Consider the following 25,557-nt stretch of genomic DNA (forward strand, 5'->3'; position numbering starts at 1 on the left):
CCGGTTTTCGCTTTTCGCGGGGCTTAGATCACAAAGGCCCATGCGCAAAACGAAAAACAGGAGAACGACATGCTTTTCAGGCTTCGCCGCCAGCCCTTGGTGCTGGCACTTTCCCTCCTTTTGCTGCCCTGCCTGGTGGAACGCCCGGTATGGGCCCAGGAGGCACCGACCGTCGCGCCGGTAACTGATAAGCAAAACTATGACATTGCCGCCGGCCCTCTGGCAGAAGGGCTTGCCGGTTTCGCCGCTCAATCCGGCTGGATCGTCTCCGCCAACGCCGCGATGACGAAAGGCCACCATACCCAAGGGGTGCGGGGGGCCTACACCCGGCAACAGGCGCTGGAGCGACTGCTGGCTGGAAGCGGTCTTGGCTGGCGGCGGGTGGATGAGCGCTCGGTGGTGCTGACGGCAGCGGCGGCTCCGGCGGTTCTGGAACCGGTGACCGTTACCGCCAGCCGGTCGCAAGCGCAATTGGGGAAAACACCGCAGAAGGTCACCGTCATCACCCGGGAGCAGATCGAGGAACAGATGGCCATGACCAGCGACCAGTCCCTGGTGCTGAGCAGCCTGATTCCGTCCTATGCGCCGAGCCGGCAAAAGCTGACCAACTACGGTGAAACCTTTCGTGGCCGCAAGCCGCTGTTCCTGATTGACGGCGTGCCGCAATCGAACCCGCTGAGAGACAGCAGCCGGGAAAGCTACACCATCGATCTGGCCATGGTGGACCGTATCGAAGTCATCCACGGTGCCAGCGCCGAGCACGGTTTGGGCGCCACCGGCGGTATCATCAATTTCGTCACCCGGCGTCCGCAAGGCGACGATGTCCGCCAACACTTCGCCACCAACATCAGCGCCCCCACCGACTTCGAGTCCGACGGTGTCAGCTACATGGGCAGCTATCGGGTGGAAGGCATCGCCGGTAACTGGGATTACCTCGCCGGCGTCACCTATCACTCCCGTGGTCTGTTCCATGACGCCAAGGGGAACCCGGTGGGCATCGATCGGAGCCAGGGCGATATCATGGATTCCCAGGGCCATGATGTGATGGTGAAAATCGGCTACTGGTTCGATGACAATCAGAATCTGCAATTCACCGCCAACCGCTTTTTTCTCGAAAGCAACCACGACTACATGACCGTGGATGGCAATCGCTCCATCGGCAGGCCCACCACCTCGGTCAAGGGCGATCCCGGCGGCAAGCCGCCCCGCAACGAAGTGCTGACCACCAGTCTCAACTATCATCACCGTGATTTTCTGGGCAACGACGTGCAGGCCCAGGTGTATACGCAACGGTTCCGGGCCCGGTACGGTGGTGGTGTTTTTTCGGTGTTTCAGGATCCGGACATTGATCCCGGCAACAACCTGTACGACCAATCGCAAAACGAGGCCGACAAGATTGGTGGCAAGTTCACGTTGAACCGGGACGGGCTTTTCGATGGCCGGGTCAAACTCACCGCCGGTTTCGATGTGATTCAGGACGAGACCAGCCAGATCATGGTGCTGACCCATCGGGAGTGGGTGCCGGAGACCCGGTTCCGCAATATCGCGCCTTTCCTGCAAGGGCTCTGGCGGGTCAATGACCGGCTCTCCGCCCAGGCCGGTGTTCGCTACGAGTACGCCGAGCTGGACGTGGATGATTTCACCACGCTGGCATCCTATGGCGGCGCCCGCGTTCCCGGCGGCAAACCCAGTTACGATGAAACGCTCTATAACGCCGGCCTGACTTATCAGATCACGGACGGCTGGCAGTTGTTCGCCAGCTACGCGGAAGGCTTCGGGTTGCCGGATGTGGGACGGGTATTGCGCGAGATCGACGATCCCGACACCGACATCGAGAAGTTCCTGGACCTGCGCCCCATCATTACCGAAAACCGGGAGATCGGGTTGCGGTTTCACCAGCATCCAGTGGACTTCGAGGTCAGCTATTACCAATCCGATTCCGATCTGGGGCAGCGTCTTGAACAGAATCCCGATGGCTTCACCAAGGTGCGCCGAGAGAAGACCGAGATTGACGGCCTGGAAGCCAGTGTCGGCTGGCAGGTTCTGGAAAAACACCGCCTCGGTGCCAGCTACGCCAAAGTTCGTGGCCGTTATGACAGCAACGAGGACGGGCATGTGGACACCAAACTGGATGGCCGCAATGTGGCGCCGGATCGCCTGACGTTGCGGTGGCAGGCCAACTGGACCGGCAAGCTGCGCTCCCAGATCCAGGGTACCCATTACTTCAGCCGCCATTTCGATGAGCCGGAGAAGCGTTTCGAGGGCTACAACCTGGTGGATCTGTCCGTGATCTACCAATTACCGAAAGGGCAGTTGAGCGGGGGGGTGGAGAATCTGTTCAACGAGGATTATTTCACCTACTACTCGCAATCCGGAACCACCACCGATACCCAGTATTTCAAGGGACGTGGTCGGGTTGTGACGGTGGGGTACAGTCTGAATTTCTAGTGGATCTGGCGGCGGCGTCAGTGGTCCGATACCGCCGTTGTGCTTTCCGGTGACCAGTTGACCCGATAGGGATCGAAACCCCGCAGCGACGGTTTGATCACCTGAAAATACGGCGAAATGTCGAAGTCTCTTGGCGCGAACAGACTGTAGTGTCGAATATGCAGGATTTCCCGGCAGTAGCCTCGCTGGGCCGGGTCGCACTGATCTTCCCACTCAATCGTGGGCAGGATCGGATAGCGGACCGTCTGAAACGCCTGGGCGATCAGCGTGGAGCAGATGGCGCGGGTGGGATCGCCGCTGCCCAGCGCCAGCATGCGTCGACGCCAGCGGCTGGGAGCGGGCGGTGTCTGGATCAGGTAGCGGGCCAGATCGATGATATTGCGCAAATCATAGCGGTATCCCACCCGCCCACGGGCGTAGCTCACCACCCGCGCCAGGTCTTCGGCGGTGAGCCCCACGCTTCGGCAGATGCGGGTGTGAAAGCCACGGTAGTGATCAAGCGGGACCTCGCGCACACCCTGTTCCAGATCCGCTTCGATCAGGCGGCAATGTTGCGGTGACGGGCCGGTGGCGACCACCAGAGCGGCGTGGGACCAGGTGGACTGGGTCAGATATTTTACCGCCGAGCTGAAACGGCTGGTGCCTTCCACCAACAGGACGTCACCCACTTGCACCGTGTCCGCCAGCTGTTGGAGCCCGGTGGCGGGGGCCAGCGACAGATGCGGCCGGGCGCGAGCCAGATAACGCACCAGACAGCGGCCTAACCACCAGCGAACACCCATGATTCACCCCTTATTAGCGTTTATTGGAACCATAACGCAATCGAATGCGGAACAGGAGATTGAGTCGTGAGCAGGAGCTTGTTCTCCGGCGATGCTGGCCGGATTTGCTGTATCGTGGCTGGAAATGGGTAGAATGGGGAAGAAGCCAACTCTGGGGATCAACAACAATTCGCTTCATGTCCAATACCGTTCGCGAGCACATTCATCGTATTTGGGATCGACTGGCCGATTTTCCCGAGCCACTGCTGGGAACGGATGGGCTGCGTTACCTGCTGGAATCCATCAGCGAGCTGATCGGTGCCGATCACGGCTATTGGCTCAGCTGTTTCCTGCTTGGTCATTTGGACGCCGACAGGGATCCCATGCTGGGCTGGCGGCCTGGCCCCATGTTTTTCTACAAGGAAATGCCCGACGACAAGTCGGTGGTGAAGAACAACATGGATAAGCTCGAGGCGGGAGAATACCCGGTGGATGAAAGTACGCGTAATCATGTGCGCCAGGCCGGGCGTTTTCGCGCCACGCTGATGCGGGATCACGTCTCGGCGGATTTCTTCAGCGGGCCGCACTACCGGCATTATTATCAACGTCGCAACATCACCGACACTCTCTTCGTGGCGGCGCCGGTCAATGCCGATACCGAAGTCTATTTTTGCTTCAACCGGGTCGGCAGTGAGCAACCGTTTAGCAAAGCCGAGCTGGAGGTGGCCGCGGAAACGTTGCGCAGCCTGGGCTGGTTTCACAAAAAAGTGCTGCTCGGCCATGGCCTGCTGATTGCCCGCCAGCCACTCACGCCCACTGAAAAGAAGGTGATGCATCATCTGTTGACCGGTCTGGCGGAAAAGCAGATCGCGGAAAAACTGAACCAGAAAACGGACACCACCCATAAGCATGTCGGCAGTATCTACCGTAAATTCAATGTCAGGAGCCGTGCTGCCCTAACGGCTCTCTGGCTGGGCCAGCGGAACTGAGGTGCTCTGCCCCGATGCCGTCAGAAAACGGGACACCCAGTAATCCAGGCTCAGAAAGCGGCCCGCGCCATGAAAGAACAAGACCATCAACATGAGCAGGTAAGTGGCGGCGAACTCGATGCCGTTATTGAGCACCACGAAAGTGCCCTTCTCCGTTAACCAGTCGTAGTGTCCATGTTCTTGCAACAGACCGCGGGCTTGCGCCAACCGCTCGTTGACGCCAGAGCTGTTCTCAAGGCTTGCTTCGGCGGCGGGGATGCCCAGCGCCGCCAGCGGCCGCGCCATGCTGGTTTCCGCATTGGAAGGGGCGATGGCGAACCAGCCGTTGGGCCAATGCACGGCGAAGATGGCGACCAGCATGGTGGCCATCAAGGGCACGCTGATCAGGCGGGTGGCCAGGCCGAGAAGCAGCAGAACGCCGCCGATCAATTCGGTGGCGGTGGCCATGAATGCCAGCAGCCAGGGAAAGGGAAGGCCCAGGCCCCAATCCGGGTTACCGAACCAGGCGACGGTGGCGTCGAAGGCGGTCAGCTTGTTGAGACCGGCGCTGAAAAATACCGGCGCCAGGTACAGCCGCAGCGCCAGCGGCGCCAGAAAGTCCAGGGAACGGGCGCGATCGAGCAGCGCCTGAACGCGAGAGCCTGCGAGAGCGGGGAGAGACATGCCGGCATCCTGTTTTGGGGAAGGTGGAGTATGGATGCGGTGGCGATGCGAATGTTACAGGCGGCGCCGGTCAGGAAGGCGGGGGCGGCAACCGGGCCAGGATAGTGTCCACCTCGCCATCGTCCAACGGCGCAACCGGAGCCTGTTGGCGCAGATGTTCGGTGAGCGCGTCCAATTGCCGTACATAGCGGCGGCAATGGCGGCAGATCATAAGATGGGTGCGCAGGGCGAGGCGTTCGCCAAAGCTCAGCGGCGTGCCATCGATAAGAGCGTCGGCGCGTTGTACTACCTCTTTGCATTTCAGCATTCGCCGGTCTCCTGGAAATGATCCACCAATTGAAACAGCCGCGTGCGGGCGCGATGCAGCAGTACCCTGACATTGGATGGGCTGATGTCGAGAATGTTACAGATGACGTCGAAATCCAGGCCCTGGATATCGCGCAGTTCCAATACCAGCCGCTGATTGTCCGGCATGGCATCAATATGCTTTTCCATGCAGTGCTTCAATTCGTCCCGGGTCAGTAACGCGTCCGGGCCGTGCAGTTCCCAGGTGAGCGGCGGCGTTTGCCAGTGACCGTCGCCGCGAAAGCGGTGGGCCAGGGCGTCGCCGGCATCCTCGGTGGGATCGAACTGGATCTCGCGGCCCTGGCGGCGCAGTTGCATGCGTGCCTGGTTGATGACGATGCGAGTGAGCCAGGTGAGCACGGTACTGCGGCCTTCGAAGCGGGCGAGGGCGCCATGGGCGGCGATCCAGCTCTCCTGTACCGCTTCCTCGGCGTCCGCCGGTTGCAGCAGGCTGCGGGCGGTACTGAGAAGCCGGGAATGGTAGTGCTTTACCAGCAAGGCGAAGGCCGCGCGGTCGCCACCACGCAGGCGCTCGACGAAGTCGGGGGTTTCCAGTTGCGATTCGCTCATTGGCCGCGGTTTCCGCTTGAACAGGGCGCCCGGCAAAGCGGGCGCCCTTATGGGTTACACCTCGATACGCTTGTACTTCATGCGCTTGGGTTGCAGGGCGTCGTCGCCCAGCTGCTTGCGCTTGAACTCTTCGTATTCGGTGTACGAGCCCTCGAACCACTCCACCTGGGCATCGCCTTCGAAGGAGAGGATATGGGTGGCCACCCGGTCCAGGAACCAGCGGTCGTGGGAGATCACGATGGCGCAGCCGGGGAACGCCAGTAGCGCTTCCTCAAGGGCCCGCAGGGTTTCCACGTCCAGGTCGTTGGTCGGTTCGTCCAACAGCAGCACGTTGGCGCCCTGTTTGAGCAGCTTGGCCAGGTGCAGGCGGTTGCGTTCGCCGCCGGACAGGTCCTTCACCCGTTTCTGCTGATCGGCGCCCTTGAAGTTGAAGCGACCCAGGTAGGCGCGGCTGGGCACTTCGTAATTGCCGATCTTGAGAATGTCCAGACCGTCGGAGACCTCTTCCCACACGGTCTTGTTGCCGTCCAGGTCCTCGCGGCTCTGATCCACGTAGGCCAGATCCACGGTGTCGCCGATCTCGATCTCGCCTTTGTCTGGTGTCTCCTGGCCGGCGAACATGCGGAACAGCGTGGTTTTACCAGCGCCGTTGGGGCCGATGATGCCGACGATGGCGCCGCGTGGCACCGAGAAGTTCAGGTTCTCGTAGAGCATCTTGTCATCGAAATGCTTGCTGACGTCCTTCACTTCGAACACCTTTTCGCCGAGACGCTCGCCCGGCGGGATGTACAGCTCCTGGGTTTCGTTGCGCTTCTGGAATTCCTGGCTGGCCAGTTCCTCGAAGGCGGACACCCGGGCCTTGTTCTTGGCGCGGCGGCCTTTTGGATTCTGCCGTACCCATTCCAGTTCTTTTTCCACCGTCTTGCGGTGCGCGGATTCGCTCTTGGCTTCCTGCTCCAGGCGCTGTTCCTTCTGCTCCAGCCAGGAGGAATAGTTGCCTTTCCAGGGGATGCCTTCGCCACGGTCCAGTTCCAAGATCCATTCGCAGGAGTTGTCCAGGAAGTAGCGATCGTGGGTCACCGCCACCACGGTGCCGGGGAATTCGTGCAGGAAGCGCTCCAGCCAGGCCACCGATTCGGCGTCCAGGTGGTTGGTGGGCTCGTCCAGCAGCAGCATGTCCGGGGCGCTCATCAGCAGCCGGCACAGTGCCACCCGGCGCTTCTCGCCCCCGGACAGGTTCTTCACCGAGGCCTCCCAGGGCGGCAGGCGCAAGGCGTCGGCGGCGATGTCCAGTTTGCGCTCCAGATTGTGGGCGTCGGCGGTTTCGATGATCGCTTCCAGCCGCGCCTGTTCCTCGGCCAGCTTGTCGAAGTCGGCATCTTCTTCCGCGTAGGCGGCATACACCTCTTCCAGCCGGGTCTGGGCGTTGCGGATCTCGGACAGCGACTCTTCAACGATCTCGCGCACGTTCTTTTCCGGATCCAGCTCCGGCTCCTGGGGCAGGTAGCCGATATTGATGCCGGCCATCGGGCGGGCTTCGCCGATGAAGTCCTTGTCCACCCCGGCCATGATTTTCAACAGGGTGGATTTCCCCGAGCCGTTGAGACCGAGCACGCCGATCTTGGCACCGGGGAAGAATGACAGGGAGATGTCCTTCAGGATCTGCTTCTTCGGGGGGACCACCTTGCCCACCCGGTCCAGGGTGAAGATGTATTGAGACATAGAAAATGGCTTGCCTGACAGTGCGTTAAGGCCCCGCTAGGCGGGGGCCGGGGTGTGGCGCCTAAACTAACCGAAGGCGGGGGAGGATGAAAGCCCGGCGCGTGCCCGGACCCTCAAGAACCGGTCGGCTCCGCCGATAACACGGCCACGAAACCCGATTCCACTTTCCGAAGCGGGTGTGTTGGACCTTTCAGGAGCAGGCCGTGCTGGCAAAACTCAACCGGATCAATGTGAAGTATGGGGTCGCCTTCATCGGGGTGGCATTGGCGTTGTGGATCGTGGTGGGAGTGAATGTACTGCTGGTGAACTCGGTGAAACAGCGGCTGGTGGAGTTTGGCGACCGGTTCACGCCGGCCATCACCGAGGTGGTCAACGCCGACCGGGACCTGTACCAGGCCCGGCTGGCGGAAATGGCCTTTCTGCGCGGTATCCCCGGTACGCCGGAGGCGCGGGCCCATCAGGCGTTCTATGAGGAGAACGCGGTCCAGGCCCAGGAGCGCATCGCGCGCATGGCGGAGCTGATGGACGGCTACATGGATACCGATACCGGCGGCAAGGCTGATGAGTACCGGCAACTCTACGAGAGCTGGCGGCGTGAATCGGCCAAGGTGTTCCAGCTTTATAATGACGAATTGGTGGGGGAGGCCATGGAGCAGTTGGATGGGCCGTCCCAGGCCAGCTTCGATGCCCTGCGCGCCTTCTATGATCAGGCCGGTGACAATGTCGCCGCGCGCATCCGGGCGTTGCAGGAAGAGACCTTGGAGACGGTGCGTCTCCAGCAGTTGGCCATCAGCGTCTTCGCCGTGATCATCGGCGTGCTGGCGATCGCCATCGCCCTGATCGGCCCGCACCTGATGTCCCGGGCGATCCGCCAGATCACCCGGCGTATCCGTGAGATCAGCGAAGGAGACGGCGACCTGACCGCCCGCATCCACAGCCGCCGCAGTGATGAGATCGGCGAATTGGCGGATCAATTCAATGCCTTCATCGGGCGTATTGATGGCACTCTGCTGAAAGTGCGCGACAGCGCTCTGAGCGTGAAGAGCGCCGCCGAGGAAATTGCCCGTGGCAGTCAGGAACTGTCCGCCCGGACCGAGCAAACGGCGGCCAACCTGCAGGAAACCTCCGCGTCCATGGAGCAGATCACTCACACCGTCCACAACACCTCGGACGCCACCGGCAAGGCAACGCAACTGGTCGGCGGTACCGTCGAGGTGGCCCGCCGTGGCCAGGAGGTGATGCGTGAAGTCGAGCAGACCATGGCGCGTATCAACGACTCTTCCACCCGCATCGCCGATATCGTCACCCTGATCGACGGCATCGCCTTCCAGACCAACATTCTGGCGCTGAACGCCTCGGTGGAAGCGGCCCGTGCCGGCGAGCACGGCAAGGGCTTCGCGGTGGTGGCCCAGGAGGTGCGTACCCTGGCCAGCCGCTCCGGCGAGGCCTCCAAGGAGATTCGCGATCTGATCGGCACCTCGGTGAACTGGACCCGCTCCGGCGCCACCCAGGTGGAGGGGGCGGGCCGCACCATGGAGGAAATCCTTGCCGCCATCGAGAAGGTCAACGGTGTGATCGCCGAGATCAGCACCGGCGCCCAGGAGCAGAGCCTGGGCATCGGCCAGGTCAACACCGCGGTGACCGAACTGGACACCATGACCCAGCACAACGCGTCCATGGTCGAGGAAACCAACGCCGCCGCCGGCGAGATGCGCGACCAGGCGGAGTCTCTGAGCGCGGTGATCGGTGCTTTCCGGCTCAGTGAGCGCCCCTCTGGCGGGGAGCGGACCGCTTCCTGAGGTCGCCACTGGCGCGGGATGGCCCCGCGCCAGTGGGATTCGCCCCCCTTCAAGTCGCCATGAGCGCCATTCAAGTGCCAAAGGGCGGGGTTTTGGTTAGAATACGCGCCCCTGAATCCCCAACCAGACCGTACCGTAGAGGGTAGCCCATGTTCCCCAAATCCATGTCCATCGCCGAGTTCGACCCGGAAATCCAGGCCGCCATCGACGCCGAGCGTCTGCGTCAGGAGCAGCACATCGAGTTGATCGCCTCCGAGAACTACGCGTCTCCGCGGGTGATGGAAGCCCAAGGCTCCGTACTCACCAACAAGTACGCCGAAGGCTATCCGGGCAAGCGCTACTACGGTGGCTGCGAGCATGTGGACGTGGTGGAGCAATTGGCGATCGATCGCGCCTGCCAGCTGTTCGGCGCGGACTGGGCCAACGTGCAGCCGCACTCCGGCTCCCAGGCCAACGCCGCCGTCTACATGGCGGTGCTCAACCCTGGTGACACCGTGCTGGGCATGAGCCTGGACGCCGGCGGTCACCTCACCCACGGTGCCAAGCCGAACTTCTCCGGCAAGATGTACAACGCTATCCAGTACGGTCTGGACAACGACACCGGCCTGATCGACTACGACCAGGTGGAAGAACTGGCCCGCGAGCACAAGCCGAAAATGATCGTCGCCGGCTTCTCCGCGTATTCCCAGGTGGTGGACTGGCAGCGTTTCCGCACCATCGCCGATGAAGTGGGCGCGGTATTGATGGTGGACATGGCCCACGTGGCCGGTCTGGTCGCCGCCGGCGTCTACCCGAGCCCGGTGGGCATCGCCGACATCACCACCACCACCACCCACAAAACCCTGGGCGGTCCCCGTGGCGGCCTGATCATGGGCAAGGCCAACGAAGACCTGCAGAAGAAGATCAATTCCGCTGTCTTCCCCGGCGGCCAGGGCGGTCCTCTGGAGCACGTGATCGCGGCCAAGGCGATCTGCTTCAAGGAAGCCATGGACGCGTCCTTCAAGAGCTACCAGCAAAACGTGGTCAAGAACGCCCAGGCCATGGCCAAGGTGTTCATCGACCGTGGCTTCGATGTGGTCTCCAACGGCACTGAAAACCACCTGTTCCTGCTCAGCCTGATCAAGCAGGACATCACCGGTAAGGATGCCGACGCCGCCCTCGGCCGCGCCCACATCACCGTCAACAAGAACGCCGTCCCCAACGACCCGCGTTCCCCGTTCGTCACCTCCGGCCTGCGCATCGGCTCCCCCTCCATCACCCGCCGCGGCTTCAACGAGCAGGACGCCACCGAACTCGCCGGCTGGATCTGCGACATCCTGGAGAACATGGGCGACGAGAGCGTGATTGATGAAGTACGCGGCAAGGTCGCTGAGATCTGCGCGCGGTTGCCGGTCTATGAGCGCTAAACGGCGAATTGATAGTTGACAGTGGACAGTTGACAGCGAAAACAAAACGAGGCGTCAAGGATGACGACAAAATTTGTGGCGCGGGAGAAATCCCGCGCTTTTGCATTGCGGGTGGTGAAGTGTTGCCGGTTGCTCCAGGAAGAGATGCGGGAATACGTATTGAGCAAGCAATTGCTTCGTAGCGGAACGGCGATTGGGGCACTGATTCGCGAAGCGGAGCAGGCTGAGAGTCGGGCGGATTTCGTTCATAAGCTGGCGATTGCACTGAAGGAAGCCAACGAAACGGAGTATTGGCTGGATTTATTGACTGAGTCTGGCTATTTAGATTTGCGGCACGGACGGTCTATGATGGCGGATACCAAAGAGTTATTAAGAATTCTGACAGCCATTATCAGAACCACCAAGGCTCGAGGATAACGCGGGTTGCTGGTTTTTTAGCTATCAACTGTCAACTATCAACTGTCAACTGGTCTTCCCATGTACTGTCCTTTCTGCGGCGCGCAAGATACCAAGGTGATCGATTCGCGGCTGGTGGCCGATGGCGGCCAGGTGCGGCGTCGCCGTGAGTGTCTGAGCTGTAACGAGCGGTTCACCACCTTTGAAACCGCTGAGCTGGTGATGCCGCGGGTGATCAAATCCGATGGCACTCGCGAGCCGTTCGATGAGAACAAGCTAAGGGCCGGCATGCAGCGGGCGCTGGAGAAGCGTCCGGTGAGCGTGGAGGACCTGGAAGCGGCCATCAGCCGCATCTGCCACCGGCTGCGGGCCACCGGCGAGCGGGAATTGCCGGCGCGGGAGCTGGGTGAGCGGGTAATGGAAGAGCTGCAGTTGCTGGATGATGTGGCCTATGTGCGCTTTGCCTCGGTCTACCGCAGCTTCCAGGACATTTCCGAATTCGCCGCCGAAGTGGACCGGCTGCGCAGCAAATCTGGTGGAAAGGAGGGCGGTGGAAAGGAGGCGGGCGGCAAGAAGGGCGGCGACGATGAAAAGGGTAAAAAGGGCGGCGCATGAGCGATCCGGCTTTTGATCAGCATTGCATGATCCGAGCCCTGCAGTTGGCCCGACAAGGACTTTATACCACCGACCCCAACCCGCGCGTGGGCTGTGTACTGGCCAAGGGCGGGCAAATCATCGCCGAGGGCTTCCACGCCCGTGCCGGTGAACCTCACGCCGAACGTCACGCCCTTACCACCGCCGGTGCCGAAGCGCGCGGCGCCACCGCCTATGTCACCCTGGAACCCTGTTCCCACACTGGCCGCACCGGTCCCTGCGCCGACGCCTTGATCAAGGCTGGCGTGGCCCGGGTGGTGGCGGCCATGGAGGACCCGAACCCGCAAGTGGCCGGCAATGGTTTTGGCAAGCTGCGTGCCGCCGGCATTCAGGTGGAGGTTGGTCTGCAAGAGAGTGAAGCCCGGGCGCTTAACCCCGGCTTTATCCGTCGCATGCGCGGTGAACGGCCCTGGGTGCGGATCAAGGTGGCCGCCAGTGTGGACGGCCGCACCGCCATGGCCAGCGGCGAATCCCAGTGGATCACCGGCCCGCAGGCCCGCGAGGATGTGCAGCGGCTGCGCGCGCGCAGCTCGGCGGTGATCACCGGTATCGGCACGGTGCTGGCGGACCGGCCTTCCTACACCGTGCGCGCGGATCAGTGGCGGCTGGGTGAGTACGGCTCCGATCAGGTACGCCAACCCTTGCGGGTGATCCTCGACCGGCGCCTGCGCACGCCGGTGGACGTGCCGGTGGTCACCACCGCCGGGCCCTGCCTGGTCGTCGGTGGGGAGGCCCATCCCGAACGGCAGCGTGCCCTGGAAGCGGCCGGCGCGGAAGTCATGCACCTGCCCAGCTCCGGCTCCGGCGTGGACCTGAAAGCGCTGCTGGCGGACCTGAGCAGGCGGGAATGCAACGAAATCCTGGTGGAATGCGGCGCCACCCTGGCCGGGGCCTTCGTCCGCGAAGCGCTGTTCGACGAATTGATTGTCTACATGGCACCGGCGCTGCTCGGCACCGACGCCCGTGGCCTGCTCTCCTTGCCGCTGGTACGCATGGCGGAAAAAGTATCCCTGCGCTGGGCGGATGTGCGGCAACTGGGCAACGATCTGCGGCTGACGCTGGTGCCAGAATAGTAAGATCATAGCGGTCCGTGGAATTCGCTGCCCAGGCAGCTTCCCACAAGGGGGATGAAACCGCTGTGGGAAGCTGCCTGGGCAGCGAATAGTCTGTCCCGGTATTCGACGCTATCCTCTAAAAGAAAAGTGAAGAATCAGAGCCAAAGAGCAGATTGATGTATGCATTATCGCCACGGCATCCCTCTCTGGAAAGACAACCGCAGCGAAGGCGACTCCCTTTATTTCCTCGATCCCGACGGCCATAAGCTGGAGTTTCATTGCAGTGATCTGGCCTCCCGTTTGAGCACGTTGAGAGAAAAGCCCTATCCGGGTATGCGCTGGCTCCAGGAAGGTCCTGAAGGCAACTGATCCTGAGTTCGCCAAGGCATGAAACGGGCGGACTGCTCCGGACGCCATGGCGATTGTCGAATCCCGGCTTTTCCGTTCGACCACAAGGTAACTGTGATCCGAACGGGAGCCGAACATGCCGCTGACCCTCTATGCCCATCCTTTCTCGTCCTACTGTCAGAAGGCGCTGATCGCCTTCTACGAGAACGACATCCCCTTTGAGTTGCGCATGTTGTCGCCGGAGCATGAAGCCAATCAGGCGGCGTTCGCTGAGCTGTGGCCGATCAAGCGGTTTCCGCTGCTGGTGGAGGGGGATCGTCCGGTGCCGGAGGCGACGGTGATCATCGAATATCTGCAAGTCTATTATCCCGGCCCGGTCTCACTGATTCCGGCGTCGCCGGATGTGGCCCTGGAAGTGCGTTTCCTGGACCGGTTCTTCGACAACTACGTGAGTGCACCGCAGATGCGGATTGTGTTCGATGCCCTGCGCGTGCCGGGTGACCGGGATCCTCACGGCGTTACCCTGGCCCGGCAGCAACTGGATATCGCCTATCAATGGCTGGAAGACAACCTCGGAGATGGCCCTTGGGCCATGGGCGATGCCTTCACCCTGGCGGATTGTGCCGCCGCCCCGTCACTGTTCTATGCGGACTGGACCCACCCGATGGACGGCCGCTTTCCTCGGGTGGCCGCCTACCGGCAGCGCCTGCTGGCGCGGCCCGCTTTTACCCGCGCGGTGGAAGAGGCCCGGCCGTATCGGCCTCTGTTTCCCTTGGGCGCGCCGGATCGGGACTGAACGGACGCCAGATCAAACTGCGACGCTCCGGTTAAGCCTCTCTATCCACCCTGATCAATACCATTGCGCCGGTCCGGATAACCGACCGGTGCTGTGCCGTGCGTGAAAAGTCACCGTGGGCGGTGGTAATGATGATACCGCCAAAGAGTCCGTAGTTTGCTTCTTTTTTGTTGGAGTTGTTGTATCGGATTGAGAGGTGGATGAGGCCTGAGTGTTCATGTCGAGAGCCCGTTTTTTTGTGGTTTATAAGTTATAACACCATGATTTATAAGAATAAAAATAATGGATAGCAAAATAATTGAGATTGCCTGAAAAACATGACACACAAACTGATTATTGACATAAATTTATGTGTCATATAATACTGCATCCATGGGTGGCATCACCGCCACGACGGAGCAGGGAGAACCTCATGTACGCACAACAGGTGGATACCGGCGCCAAGCGCCTGAAAAGCCTGGAGGAGATGAGCCCGGAAGAGCGGCACTTCCAGGAGAAGGTGGATGCGGAAGTGCGCATCGAGCCGAAGAACTGGATGCCCGAAGGCTACCGCAAGACGCTGATCCGGCAGATCTCGCAGCACGCCCATTCCGAGATCGTCGGCATGCTGCCGGAAGGCAACTGGCTGACCCGGGCGCCGACCTTGAAGCGCAAATTGCAGTTGATGGCGAAGATCCAGGACGAGGCCGGCCACGGTCTGTACCTGTACAGCGCCATGGAGACCCTCGGCGCCGACCGTGACGAGGAAATCGAAAAGCTGCACCGTGGCGAGGTGAAGTTCTCCTCCATCTTCACCTATCCGACGCTGACCTGGGCTGACATGGGCGCCATCGGCTGGCTGGTGGACGGCGCCGCCATCGTCAACCAGGTGCCGCTGCAACGTTGCTCCTACGGACCCTATGCCCGCGCCATGATCCGCGTGTGCAAGGAAGAGAGTTTCCACCAGCGCCAGGGCTACGAAATCCTGCTGACCATGATGCGCGAGGGCACCGACGAGCAGAAAGCCATGGTCCAGGACGCCATCAACCGTTTCTGGTGGCCGTCGCTGATGATGTTCGGTCCCTCCGACGCCAACTCGCCGAACTCCGCCCAATCCATGGCCTGGAAAATCAAACGCCACGGCAATGACGAACTGCGTCAGCGCTTCCTTGACCAGACCGTGCCACAACTGGAATTCCTCGGCTGCACCGCGCCGGACCCGGATCTGAAATGGAACGAGGAAACCGGCCACTACGACTTCGGCGAAATCCAGTGGCAGGAATTCTTCGACGTACTCAAGGGCCACAGCCCATGCGGTGTCGAGCGCATTCAACAGCGCAAAAGCGCCATCGACGAAGGCCAGTGGGTGCGCGACGCCGCCGTGGCTTATGCCCGGAAGCAGAAACAGAAAGCGAAAAGCGCCGCCTGAACTGAATCAACCCATCGAGACGAACATGGCTGACTGGACCCTCTACGAAGTTTTCGTGCGCAGCAAGCACGGCCTCAATCACAAACACGTAGGCAGCGTGCACGCCGCTGACGCCCAAATGGCGTTGGAAAATGCTCGTGAGCTGTACACCCGCCGAAGTGAAGGCGTGAGCCTCTGGGTGGTACCCGCCGAGCAGATCACCGCCAGCGCCGGCGACGAGAAAGAGCCCTTCTTCGACCCGGCCGACGACAAGGTCTACCGCCACGCCAGCTTCTACAAGCTGCCCCCGGAAGTGGATCAGATGTGAGGAGCGCGACCATGACAAAGGCTTTCTCAGACACCCGGAACGCGCTGGCCGAATACCTGCTGCGCCTGGCCGACACCAACATGGTATTGGCCCAGCGCCTGTGCGAATGGTGCGGCAACGCCCCGGCGCTGGAAGAAGAAGTGGCGATGATGAATGTGGGCCTGGACCTGCTCGGTCAGGCGCGCAACTGGTATGACTACGCCGCCGAACTGCTCGACGACGGTCGCGATGCCGATCATCTGGCCTTCCGCCGCAATGAACGGGAATACCGCAATCTGCTGATCGCGGAGCAACCGCGCGGTGATTACGCCGTCACCACCGCCAAGCAATTCCTGTTCGACGTTTGGCACCACCAGGTGCTCACCCGACTCACCGAATCCAGTGACGAGCGCATCGCCGCCGTCGCCGCCAAGGCCCTCAAGGAAGCCACCTACCACCGCCGCCGCTCCACCGAATGGATGCTGCGCCTGGGGCAGGGCACCGAGGAAAGCCATCGCCGTCTCACTGATGCGGTGCAAAACCTTTGGCGCTTCACCTACGAACTCACCGACACCGACGTCCTTGAAGACCAGCTCGCTGAAGCGGGCATCGGCGCCGGCAACGTGGGCGATGCTTGGCGCACTGAGGTGGCTCGGGTATTCAGCGAAGCCGGCCTGGAGCAGCCGGAACCGGCGCGCCATTTCTACATGGATGGCAAGAACGGCAAGCACACCGAGCACCTTGGCTTTTTGCTGGCCGAGATGCAGTACCTGCAACGAGCGTACCCCGATGCAACCTGGTGAACTGATCTATCGTGAGTGGGCCACCTTCACCGGAACGCCTCTGGGTGAAGCGGATCTCGCGCGCGCATGGGACTGCCTGGCCGAAGTGATGGACCCGGAGGTGCCGGTGGTCAGCGTCGTCGATCTCGGCATGATTCGCGCGGTGGCGTGGCAAGAAGGCCACTTGCACGTGCAAGTCTCGCCCACCTACTCCGGCTGCCCGGCCACCGAGGTGATCGAGCGCGATGTCAGAGACGCGCTGGAGCACTTTGGTTTTCACAAGCCGCGCATCGAGCGAGTGCTGGCGCCGGCCTGGACCACGGACTGGATTACTGACCAGGGCCGTGCGGCGCTCAAGGCCTATGGCATCGCGCCTCCGCCGAAAGGGCAGGGCCGGGATACGCTGCGGGACCCGGGGCCGGCGGCCTGTCCGCATTGCGGCGGCACCCACACCGAACAACTCAGCGAATTCGGCTCCACCGCGTGCAAGGCGCTTTATCGTTGCCGCGATTGCCTGGAACCGTTCGACTACTTCAAGTGCCTTTAAAAAGAAGAGCGCCTGACATGAACCAATTTCATTCATTAAAAATCCGCGAAGTGCGACCGGAAACCCGGGAGGCGGTGTCCATCGCCTTCGATGTTCCGCCGGAACTGGCCGGTGCTTTCCATTTCACCCAGGGCCAGCATCTGATCGTCCGTACCCATATGGACGGCGAGGAAGTGCGTCGTTCTTACTCGATCTGCACCGGCGTCAACGACAGAGACCTGCGTGTGGCGGTGAAAAAAGTACCCGGCGGCCGTTTCTCCGGCTTTGCCAACGGCGAGCTCAAGGAAGGCGACACTCTGGAAGTCATGCCGCCCAGTGGTCACTTCTACATCGATCTGGACCCGGCGCGGGAAGCCGAGTACCTGGCGGTGGCCGCCGGCAGCGGCATCACGCCGATTCTGTCGATCATCAAATCCACCCTGGAAACTGAACCGAAAAGCCGCTTCACGCTGCTTTATGGCAATCGCTCCAGTAACTCGACCCTGTTCCGGGAAGCGCTCAGCGACCTGAAAAACGCCTGGCTCGGGCGCCTGAACATCATCTATCTGTTCAGCCGCGAGCAACAGGACGTGGACCTCTACAACGGCCGTCTCGACGCGGATAAGTGCGACGCCATCTTCTCCCGCTGGCTTGACACCCCGAACCTGCACGCTGCCTTTCTCTGCGGCCCGCAATCCATGACCGAAACTGTGCGTGACCGCCTTGTCGCCAATGGTTTGGAAAAAAGCCGGGTGCATTTCGAATTGTTCGGCGTGGAAGGGCAGACGCAACGTCCGCATCGGCGTCCGGAGGAGGTTTCCGCGCACGAGGCCAGGACGGAAGTCACCATCATCGCCGACGGCCGCGAAGTGCGCGTTGAATTGCCCCGTGACTCCAAGAACATCCTTGATGCCGCCAACGAGCAGGGCGCGGACCTGCCGTTCTCCTGCAAGGCCGGCGTCTGCTCCACCTGCCGTTGCAAGGTGGTGCAAGGCGAAGTGGAAATGGACAACAACTTTGCTCTGGAGGACTACGAAGTCGCCGCCGGCTACGTGCTCTCCTGCCAGAGCTACCCGATCACCGACAAGGTCGTCCTCGACTTCGATCAGCCGTAAGGCATCGCTGGCCGGAGCCTGCTCCCACAAGAGAGCCAAGGAATCCTGTTTTTGTGGGAGCGGGTCTTGCCAGCGAATGAGCGGCCGAGGCCGCGAACATCCAACCGATTAAAACAGGAGCCACGCCATGACCGTTCTCCAAAGCTACCTCGCCGGCCAATGGTTCGGCAGCCAGGCCGCCAAACCCCTGGCCAGCGCCATCAACGGTGAGATCGTCGCCCACACCCATGACGATGCCCCCGACTTCGCCGCCGCCGTGGACTATGCCCGTACCACCGGCACCCGCGAACTGCTCAAGCTGGACTTCCAGCAACGGGCCGCCCGCCTCAAGGCCATGGCGCTCTACCTGCAAGAGCACAAGAAAGAACTCTATACACTCTCGCGCCACACCGGCGCCACCAAGAGCGACAACGCCTTCGACATCGACGGCGGCTTCGGCACCCTGTTCGCCTATGCCAGCATGGGCCGCAAGGAACTGCCCTCCGGCAACGTCCTCCACGAAGGCCCGGTGATTCCCTTGGGTAAAGAGAACCACTTCGCCGGCACCCATATCCTGGTGCCGCGCCGTGGCGTCGCCGTGCACATCAACGCCTTCAACTTCCCGGTCTGGGGCATGCTGGAAAAGTTCGCCGGCAACTTCCTCGCCGGCATGCCGTGCATCGTCAAACCGGCCACCGCCACCAGTTACCTCACCGAAGCCTGCGTGCGCCTGATGCAGGACTCCGGCGCGCTGCCGGAAGGGGCCCTGCAACTGATCATTGGCGGTACGGGGGACCTATTAGATCAGCTAGACGAACAGGACATGGTCACCTTCACCGGCTCGGCCAGCACCGCCCGCAGACTGCGCGCGCACCCGAACATCATTAACCGCTCCATTCCCTTCAATGCGGAGGCAGATTCTCTCAATGGTGCCATCCTCGCCCCCGACGTCACCCCAGACGACGAGGAATTCGAGTTGCTGGCCAAGGAAGTGGTCCGCGAAATGACCGTCAAAGCCGGCCAGAAATGCACCGCCATCCGCCGCATCCTGGTACCCCAGCAGCACCTGGATGCCTTCGCCGAACGTCTGATTCAGCGCCTGGAAAAAATCACCCTCGGCGACCCGGACGAAGAAGGGGTGCGCATGGGCGCGCTCGCCTCCCAGGACCAGAAAGAAGATGTGGCCGCCGCCGTCAACGAGCTGCTCAACACCAGCGAATGTATTTTCGGCGGCAACGGCGACCCGCAACTGATCGGCCAAGGCACCGACAAAGGCGCCTTCTTCGGTCCGCGCCTGCTGCGCAGCAACGACCCCCACGCTGACGGTGGCGCCCACGACATCGAAGCCTTCGGCCCGGTCAGCACCTTGATGGGCTATGGCGACCTGGACGAAGCTATCGCCCTGGCCGGCAAAGGCAAAGGCAGCCTGGTCACCACCTTCGCCACCAAAGACCCGCACAACGCCGCCCGCGCCATCCCCGTGCTTGCCGCCCGCCACGGCCGCCTGCAAGTACTCAACGCCGAATCCGCCAAGGAATCCACCGGCCACGGCGCGCCCCTGCCCATGCTCAAACATGGCGGCCCTGGCCGCGCCGGCGGCGGTGAAGAACTCGGTGGCATCCGCGCCGTGCGCCACTACCTCCAGCGCACCGCCATTCAGGGCTCTCCGTCCATGCTCGCTGCCGTCACTGGCGAATACGTGCGCGGCGCCGAGATGCTCGAAACTGAAGTGCACCCCTTCCGCCGCCACTTCGACGACCTCGCCATCGGCGAATCCCTGCTCACCCACCGCCGCACCGTCACCGAAGCCGACATCGTCAACTTCGGCTGCCTCTCCGGCGACCACTTCTACATGCACTTCGACGAAATCGCGGCGAAGGACTCCCAGTTCGGCAAACGCATCGCCCACGGCTACTTCCTCCTCTCCGCCGCCGCCGGCCTGTTCGTCTCCCCGGCCCCCGGCCCGGTCCTCGCCAACTACGGCCTCGACACTCTGCGCTTCATCAACCCCGTCGGCGCCGGTGACACCATCCGCGCCCGCCTCACCTGCAAACGCAAAATCGACCAGGGCAAAGCTGGCCCCGACGGCACCCCCCAAGGTGTGGTGGTCTGGGACGTGCAGGTCACCAACCAGGACGACGAGCTGGTGGCCAGCTATGACATTCTGACGCTGGTGGCGAAGAAGAAAGGGGACGCATAACTCATGTGGTGAGTTAGTCCTTACTTTTTAATTCAAGGCTTCCTTTGGTGGTGGCCGCTCTTTTTGGGGCGGCCTTTTTTGTGCGCCCGGTACGCAGGTGGAAGTCAGCGCGGGCCGCCTCGTGATCTCCGCCGCTCCGGAGCCCGCCGGCGCCTGATGCCGCCCGTGCCGCCGTCCTGCTGGGAGACGGGGAGCTTCTATCCCGGATCCGAAGAAAACGCTTTCCTGACAAGTTGTTCCGCTGTCGCGATTTCCTCTTCGGTCATCCAATCGAAATGGCTTTTCCGCTTGCTGGCCGAAAGGGCACCGTCGTTTTGTCGCACCACGCGCACAAACAGTTCCAAATTGTGGTCTGGCCAATCCAGCAGCCCGTTCAATGACTGGCAGGCACGGTCAAAGCCCAGCAGGAAGTCGATTTCCTCTTGAAGGTCGTGCTCGACGGTTCTTTCCAGGGCCCGATAGAGGAATTCTGTTTGTCGGGTCAGATCCGGATAGCGGAAATAAACGGCGTCGTTACCTGTGGCCGGACTGTCTGGCGTGCCCGGGTTGTAGTCCGTGAGCCGATTCAGGGGCTTGGAGAAGTGCTCCAGCGTATCAATATAGTCGTCCAGGTTGGCCAGAATCACCGCCGATACTGGCAGGACGATGCCACGCGGGGTAAACCCGGCCTTGGCCAGAGTGTCGTGAATGAGGTAGCGATGGATGCGTCCGTTCCCGTCCATGAACGGATGAATATAGACGAAGCCGAACGCTATGCATGCCGCGGCAACCACCGGATCTATCGGCGGCACATAAACTACATAGCGTTCGTTGACGAAGTCCAGGTCTAGTATGGGTTGCGCGTCATGCTTTTCCCGGTCCCTCACCTCTTCCAGATCGTCCCTTAGATTGGAGGACATGGTAAGCAGTCCGCCCATTAACTCCAATAGATCTTCCGGCTTGGCGGGCACGAAATCGATCTGCTGGCGATGACCAAGGTCCTTGCCAATCCAGTTTTGTCGGTGGCGCCAGGTGAACTCGTGGAAACGGGGATCAATCACGATGTTTTGCAGTTCGACCAGCCTTTCTTCTGTGAGCGGTTCATGGGCATCCGCTTGTCTCAGCATGTCCGCGAAACGCTGTGCCTTTTGTGGGCTCGGCTTTTCCCGTTCAACCTCGAAGGAGGATTGGGTTTCCTTGAGGTAAAGGAATGCAGCCGCGCGCCTCAGTAGATCCTCGTCATACCGTGCCAGGGTCTCGACGGTGCTCTTACGGAGGTCCTTGCGGATCATGTCGTTCAGGTAGTCCGTGCGCTTTACCAGGGGGCAGAATGAACGGGGTCCGGCGAGATTGTTGGTGACCCGGAACCGCTTGTCGTGTTCGCCGTGCTCCCAGACGAAGTGATGTTTCGGATCGACGGCGAGAACGTATCGGGCCCGTGAGGGCACGGGGGCGTCAATGGGAAGACGCTGCCCGGTGAGCCATTCAAACAGGAAGCAGGCCCTTCGGGCATATTGGGATTCAGGGCTGTCCAGGAGCCATTCCACTAGTTCTTCTTTCCCCTCTTTTTCGAAGAGCAGGGAAAGGACCTGCAGGTTGACGCCTTCATAGCGAAGAGCAAACTGGATCTGTCCGGCTAATGTCTCACCGGGATCGTAGTTCGGTTCGAAACGGTGGACGATCTGCCCCCCCTGCTGGGCGCTTTGGCGTCCGCCGCGGATATTGGCCACATAAGCGCACTCGTCCAGCGGCAATGTGCGCAGATCATACTGTTCGATCAGCCATTGGTAGCCAAGCGGTGCGGACATAGAGGCCTCTTCAGTAATTTGGCCGGGTTTGCCGGAGGGTGGCCGGAAATTGGTATTTTTGCAGAAAAATGGCCGGGAATCGAATTTTTCCGGTCAAATTACTGAAAAACCGGTATTATGCGGTTTCTTTTCTGCATCTGCGGTCAAATTATTGCGTTTCAGGAGAGCATCATGACTCGCATTGCACCCGTGACGCCCGGCGAGCTGTCACCACTATAGATACCTATTTGGGGTTAGAAGTACCCAATATGCGTGTCAGTTGTGGCATTGAAGCCAATCCTACCTGTCCCTGGTCGGTGCCGAGCAGGAAAGCCGCTTTGACCCCGCCTGCTATGGCCCCCTTGGCGTTTCCGCGCTCGAGTGAACATCGGAAGAAAAAGACCTATGATCCCCAGACACCGTGTCCGTGGTTTGCTGTCCGGCGGCTTGATTGGATAAGGCATCCGGGCCGGTGTAAACAACACAAGTATCACCCATCCAATAATGACAAAACCGGGAGAGCAGCATGAAAACAAGAAATGGCCTGACAAGGCTGGGTATGGCGCTATTCGGGATCTCCACCGTCGCTCTTGTGAGTTGCGGAGGTAGCAGTAGCGATTCGCACGCGCAGAGGCCGATGTCCTGCGATCAACTGGTTGGCTTGGCGATTCCGGCCGACGCCATGGAATTATCCACCTCCGGCGGTGAGGTCACGGCGGCTGAGGTGGTCGAGGCCAGCGGCAGTGGCGCGGCGGCGGTGCCGGAGCATTGTCTGGTATCAGGGCGTATTGCGCCGGTGGATCCGCAGGCGCCGGACATTCAATTCAAGGTGGCGTTGCCCTCCGAGTGGAATTCGAAAGTGCTGATGTTTGGCGGCGGCGGCTTCAATGGCTCCATTCCGGCGATCACCGGTGATGTATCCCAGGGCGCGCCGGATCAGCCGACGCCGCTGGGCCGGGGTTATGCCACCTTCGCCAGCGATTCCGGGCACCAGGCCAATGAGTACGGCTCCCAGGATGGCCGCTGGGGTCTGAATGACGAGGCAGTGCGCAACTTTTCCGGCGAGGCGCTGAAGAAAACCCGGGACGCGGCGACCTTCTTGATCGAGAAACGGTATGCCAGCAAACCGACTCAGCGTTACTTTGCCGGCGGCTCCACCGGTGGCCGTGAGGCGCTGACCAATATTCAGCGCTGGCCGGACGATTGGGATGGGGCCATCGCCTGGTATCCGGCCTGGAACAACGTGGCCGCGCTGCTGGCCGGGCAATACCTCAGCCGGGCCCTGGCGGAACCCGGTGCTTACCCGGATTCCGGCGAACGCCAGAAGTTACTCGATGCCGCCCTGGAAGCCTGCGATGCGTTGGATGGGGTCGAGGACGGCGTGATCAGTGACCAGCGTCAATGCAACGAGACCTTTGATCCGGCAACCGCCATGGTGGGTGGCAGCGATCTGCGTTGTCCGGGTGGTGCCGACGATGGTGACCATTGCCTGTCCGACGCCCAGATCGATGCGTTGAAGGCGATGAATGACGGTGTCGAATTCAATTTCCCGTTGGCCAGCGGCGAAACCGGCTATCCTGGCAGCAACGTCTGGGGCGCGGATCTTGGCATCACCACCATCGATACACCGGTGCAGCCCACGGTGGTCTTTCTCGCATTGGGGACCGCGCAGCCGGCCCAGCCGGACATGCCCCGCAACGCGCCGTACCTGAGCGTGCTGGTGGATCAGTGGGTGAAGTATTCGGTGGCGGGTGACGCGGATTTCAATTCCTTTGAGTTGGACCCGATCAACCCCGAGCAGCAGTACGCGGAACGGATCAGCGAACTGAGCGGTATGCTTAATTCCGGCACCGATATCTCCGGGTTCGCGGATCGCGGTGGCAAGTTGCTGCTGGCGCATGGGTTGTCGGATGTGCTGGTCAGCTCCCGTGCCACGGAAATCTACTACCAGCGGCTGTTGGAGCAGATGGGGCAGGAAAAGGTGGACTCCTTTGTGCGCTATTACGAAATCCCGGGATTCGGCCACGGCGCCAGTTCGCATTTCCACGCCACCTGGGATTCCCTGACCGCCCTGGAAAACTGGGTGGAGCAGGATATGGCACCCGAAGATCAGGTCACCATGGACCTGATCGGCGCACCGGGCCGCACCCGGCCGCTGTGCGACTATCCGGCGTGGCCCCGCTATGTGGACGGCGGTGACCCGATGTCGGCATCGTCGTTTGAGTGTGTCGAGTAATACAGTGCAGGGTCAAAGCGAGTATCTATAATCCCGTCAGGAGGAGAGATGGCCGAATACACCGCCACCATTCAATGGCGCCGCCAGGACGGGGAGACCTTCAACGATAACCGTTACAGCCGGGCCCATGAATGGATGTTCGACGGCGGGGTGACGGTGCCGGCATCGGCGTCGCCGCACATCGTGCCGTTGCCGTATTCGGTGGCCGAGAACGTGGATCCGGAGGAGGCGTTCGTGGCGGCGCTGTCCAGTTGCCACATGCTGGTGTTCCTGGGCATCGCCGCCAAGCGACGCTATGTGGTGGATCGCTACATCGATGAGGCTGTCGGTGTGATGGCGGAGAATGAGGCCGGTAAGTTGGCGGTGACCCGGGTGACGTTGCGTCCCCGGGTGCTGTTCTCCGGTGATCGCCGACCTTCGCCGGAGCAGATCGAAAAACTGCATCACCTGGCCCATGATGAGTGCTTCATCGCCAACTCGGTGCGCACCGAGGTGATGACGGAGCCTCGATTCTAAGGCTGGAGCGGGGCCGGGTGCCGCTCCCTGTTGGTATCCGGCTGCTGTCTGATTTATGGGGTTCGCCGTTGACCCGGCCCGTCGTGCTGGGTAGGTTGAGCCCCCCTTTCTGATCTTCCCGGTGTTTGCTCATGTTGGCGGTAGCCCGATCCTTGATCCTGTCTGTTTTTGGTATAGCGTTCATGGTGTTTGCCCTGGTGCATTGGGGCGAGCCGGCCACGGCGGAGGAACGTACCGGCTGGTTGTACCAGCGTTTCGGCGATCAGGGCGTGGTGCTCGGTATGTTGGCCATGGGTGGCTTGATGCTGCTCTCGGGAATTGTCTCCCTGGTACGCCATCGCAGTCGCCAGAAGGCCCATGAACGGGCCATGGAAATCGCCCAGGATCCGGCCCGTCACGTGCCGGAAGCGCCGGTTCAGGCGAAGACGCCGGATCCGAGAAAAGGCGCTTTGATTGTCGGCCTGGTGTTTTTGGCACTGGGGCTGGGGTGGAGCGTTTATTACGTTCGCGATACGTTGCAGGCGCTTGCCGCGGGCACGTCCGTGGTGTCCTATTCCTGGTGGAAGACCATCGGCGGACCTTTCCTGGCGGGGATGGGATTGTTTTACGTCCTGGTGCGGCCTGGCACGTTGGAAGGCGTGCGGCATATGACGCCCAGTGAGCGGGTGGGTTTTCTGGTGTTCGTGGCGCTGGGGCTGGCCGCCGGGATCGGTCTGCTGTTCTGGCTGTCGGCTCAGGCGGAAGCTTACGGGTACCTCTCCTGAGCGACGGAGCCGGACGGCGGACGTCCG

Annotated in this window: 24 protein-coding genes; 18 read left to right on the top strand and 6 right to left on the bottom strand. The window is 61.4% G+C overall.

The window, feature by feature from the left end; translation table 11 throughout:
• Nucleotides 1-69: 69 nt before the first annotated feature.
• The gene (locus B5T_RS03960; protein ID WP_014993172.1) at nt 70-2,448 is read left to right on the top strand and encodes a TonB-dependent receptor domain-containing protein; all 2,379 of its coding nucleotides are present in this window, start codon (nt 70-72) and stop codon (nt 2,446-2,448) included.
• A 17-nt stretch (nt 2,449-2,465) separates the two neighbouring features.
• On the opposite strand, the gene B5T_RS03965 is transcribed toward B5T_RS03960, so the two are convergent.
• Nucleotides 2,466-3,230: a YiiX/YebB-like N1pC/P60 family cysteine hydrolase gene (locus tag B5T_RS03965; protein ID WP_014993173.1), complete on the bottom strand. Its 765-nt coding sequence runs from the start codon at nt 3,228-3,230 to the stop codon at nt 2,466-2,468.
• A gap of 59 nt (nt 3,231-3,289) precedes the next feature.
• On the opposite strand from B5T_RS03965, the gene B5T_RS03970 reads away from it, so the two are divergent.
• Nucleotides 3,290-4,198: a helix-turn-helix transcriptional regulator gene (locus tag B5T_RS03970; RefSeq protein ID WP_167321199.1), complete on the top strand. Its 909-nt coding sequence runs from the start codon at nt 3,290-3,292 to the stop codon at nt 4,196-4,198.
• Here B5T_RS03970 and B5T_RS03975 read toward each other — a convergent pair.
• The 4 genes from B5T_RS03975 to ettA all read right to left on the bottom strand — a co-directional run bounded on the left by B5T_RS03975 (nt 4,166) and on the right by ettA (nt 7,498).
• The gene (locus tag B5T_RS03975; RefSeq protein WP_014993175.1) at nt 4,166-4,861 is read right to left on the bottom strand and encodes an HvfX family Cu-binding RiPP maturation protein; all 696 of its coding nucleotides are present in this window, start codon (nt 4,859-4,861) and stop codon (nt 4,166-4,168) included. The genes B5T_RS03970 and B5T_RS03975 overlap by 33 nt on opposite strands.
• A gap of 70 nt (nt 4,862-4,931) precedes the next feature.
• Nucleotides 4,932-5,168 (bottom strand): anti-sigma factor family protein, encoded by a 237-nt coding sequence (locus B5T_RS03980; RefSeq protein ID WP_014993176.1) that lies wholly within the window; start codon nt 5,166-5,168, stop codon nt 4,932-4,934.
• Nucleotides 5,162-5,776: an RNA polymerase sigma factor gene (locus B5T_RS03985; RefSeq protein WP_014993177.1), complete on the bottom strand. Its 615-nt coding sequence runs from the start codon at nt 5,774-5,776 to the stop codon at nt 5,162-5,164. The genes B5T_RS03980 and B5T_RS03985 overlap by 7 nt, the downstream gene beginning before the upstream one ends.
• Before the next feature lie 54 nt (nt 5,777-5,830).
• On the bottom strand, nt 5,831-7,498 hold the full coding sequence (gene ettA / locus B5T_RS03990) for an energy-dependent translational throttle protein EttA (RefSeq protein ID WP_014993178.1): 1,668 nt from the start codon (nt 7,496-7,498) through the stop codon (nt 5,831-5,833).
• 203 nt (nt 7,499-7,701) lie between these two features.
• On the opposite strand from ettA, the gene B5T_RS03995 reads away from it, so the two are divergent.
• The 13 genes from B5T_RS03995 (at nt 7,702) to paaZ (ending at nt 20,248) form a co-directional block, all read left to right on the top strand.
• Nucleotides 7,702-9,297 carry a methyl-accepting chemotaxis protein gene (locus tag B5T_RS03995; RefSeq protein ID WP_014993179.1) on the top strand — a complete coding sequence of 532 codons (1,596 nt, stop codon included), beginning with the start codon at nt 7,702-7,704 and terminating at the stop codon, nt 9,295-9,297.
• 149 nt (nt 9,298-9,446) lie between these two features.
• A complete protein-coding gene (gene glyA / locus B5T_RS04000) occupies nt 9,447-10,703 on the top strand; it encodes a serine hydroxymethyltransferase (RefSeq protein WP_014993180.1) in 1,257 nt (418 codons plus the stop codon).
• Nucleotides 10,704-10,763: 60 nt separating this feature from the next.
• Nucleotides 10,764-11,120, top strand: coding sequence for a four helix bundle protein (locus tag B5T_RS04005; protein WP_014993181.1), 357 nt, complete (start codon nt 10,764-10,766; stop codon nt 11,118-11,120).
• A gap of 60 nt (nt 11,121-11,180) precedes the next feature.
• Nucleotides 11,181-11,714 carry a transcriptional regulator NrdR gene (gene nrdR, locus B5T_RS04010; RefSeq protein WP_051015446.1) on the top strand — a complete coding sequence of 178 codons (534 nt, stop codon included), beginning with the start codon at nt 11,181-11,183 and terminating at the stop codon, nt 11,712-11,714.
• The gene (ribD, locus tag B5T_RS04015; protein WP_014993183.1) at nt 11,711-12,826 is read left to right on the top strand and encodes a bifunctional diaminohydroxyphosphoribosylaminopyrimidine deaminase/5-amino-6-(5-phosphoribosylamino)uracil reductase RibD; all 1,116 of its coding nucleotides are present in this window, start codon (nt 11,711-11,713) and stop codon (nt 12,824-12,826) included. Before nrdR ends, ribD begins: the two co-directional genes overlap by 4 nt.
• Nucleotides 12,827-12,988: 162 nt before the next feature.
• A complete protein-coding gene (locus tag B5T_RS04020; protein WP_014993184.1) occupies nt 12,989-13,177 on the top strand; it encodes a VOC family protein in 189 nt (62 codons plus the stop codon).
• Nucleotides 13,178-13,292: 115 nt separating this feature from the next.
• Nucleotides 13,293-13,952: a glutathione S-transferase family protein gene (locus B5T_RS04025; RefSeq protein ID WP_014993185.1), complete on the top strand. Its 660-nt coding sequence runs from the start codon at nt 13,293-13,295 to the stop codon at nt 13,950-13,952.
• Nucleotides 13,953-14,364: 412 nt separating this feature from the next.
• Nucleotides 14,365-15,360 carry a 1,2-phenylacetyl-CoA epoxidase subunit PaaA gene (gene paaA / locus B5T_RS04030; protein ID WP_014993186.1) on the top strand — a complete coding sequence of 332 codons (996 nt, stop codon included), beginning with the start codon at nt 14,365-14,367 and terminating at the stop codon, nt 15,358-15,360.
• A 25-nt stretch (nt 15,361-15,385) separates the two neighbouring features.
• The gene (gene paaB / locus B5T_RS04035) at nt 15,386-15,667 is read left to right on the top strand and encodes a 1,2-phenylacetyl-CoA epoxidase subunit PaaB (RefSeq protein ID WP_014993187.1); all 282 of its coding nucleotides are present in this window, start codon (nt 15,386-15,388) and stop codon (nt 15,665-15,667) included.
• 11 nt (nt 15,668-15,678) lie between these two features.
• The gene (gene paaC, locus B5T_RS04040) at nt 15,679-16,449 is read left to right on the top strand and encodes a 1,2-phenylacetyl-CoA epoxidase subunit PaaC (RefSeq protein ID WP_014993188.1); all 771 of its coding nucleotides are present in this window, start codon (nt 15,679-15,681) and stop codon (nt 16,447-16,449) included.
• On the top strand, nt 16,436-16,975 hold the full coding sequence (gene paaD, locus B5T_RS04045) for a 1,2-phenylacetyl-CoA epoxidase subunit PaaD (RefSeq protein WP_014993189.1): 540 nt from the start codon (nt 16,436-16,438) through the stop codon (nt 16,973-16,975). The genes paaC and paaD overlap by 14 nt, the downstream gene beginning before the upstream one ends.
• A 17-nt stretch (nt 16,976-16,992) precedes the next feature.
• Nucleotides 16,993-18,069, top strand: coding sequence for a 1,2-phenylacetyl-CoA epoxidase subunit PaaE (gene paaE / locus B5T_RS04050; protein ID WP_014993190.1), 1,077 nt, complete (start codon nt 16,993-16,995; stop codon nt 18,067-18,069).
• Between the two features lie 127 nt (nt 18,070-18,196).
• A complete protein-coding gene (gene paaZ, locus B5T_RS04055) occupies nt 18,197-20,248 on the top strand; it encodes a phenylacetic acid degradation bifunctional protein PaaZ (RefSeq protein WP_014993191.1) in 2,052 nt (683 codons plus the stop codon).
• Nucleotides 20,249-20,445: 197 nt separating this feature from the next.
• Here paaZ and B5T_RS04060 read toward each other — a convergent pair whose 3' ends face one another.
• A complete protein-coding gene (locus B5T_RS04060; protein ID WP_014993192.1) occupies nt 20,446-22,035 on the bottom strand; it encodes a Fic family protein in 1,590 nt (529 codons plus the stop codon).
• A gap of 616 nt (nt 22,036-22,651) precedes the next feature.
• On the opposite strand from B5T_RS04060, the gene B5T_RS04065 reads away from it, so the two are divergent.
• The 3 genes from B5T_RS04065 to B5T_RS22190 all read left to right on the top strand — a co-directional run bounded on the left by B5T_RS04065 (nt 22,652) and on the right by B5T_RS22190 (nt 25,530).
• A complete protein-coding gene (locus tag B5T_RS04065; protein ID WP_014993193.1) occupies nt 22,652-24,250 on the top strand; it encodes a tannase/feruloyl esterase family alpha/beta hydrolase in 1,599 nt (532 codons plus the stop codon).
• A gap of 48 nt (nt 24,251-24,298) precedes the next feature.
• The gene (locus B5T_RS04070) at nt 24,299-24,766 is read left to right on the top strand and encodes an OsmC family protein (RefSeq protein WP_014993194.1); all 468 of its coding nucleotides are present in this window, start codon (nt 24,299-24,301) and stop codon (nt 24,764-24,766) included.
• A gap of 182 nt (nt 24,767-24,948) precedes the next feature.
• Nucleotides 24,949-25,530, top strand: coding sequence for a hypothetical protein (locus tag B5T_RS22190; protein WP_148279198.1), 582 nt, complete (start codon nt 24,949-24,951; stop codon nt 25,528-25,530).
• The last annotated feature ends 27 nt before the right edge of the window (nt 25,531-25,557 follow it).

This window comes from Alloalcanivorax dieselolei B5 (genome assembly GCF_000300005.1).
Classification (GTDB): Bacteria; Pseudomonadota; Gammaproteobacteria; order Pseudomonadales; family Alcanivoracaceae; genus Alloalcanivorax; species Alloalcanivorax dieselolei.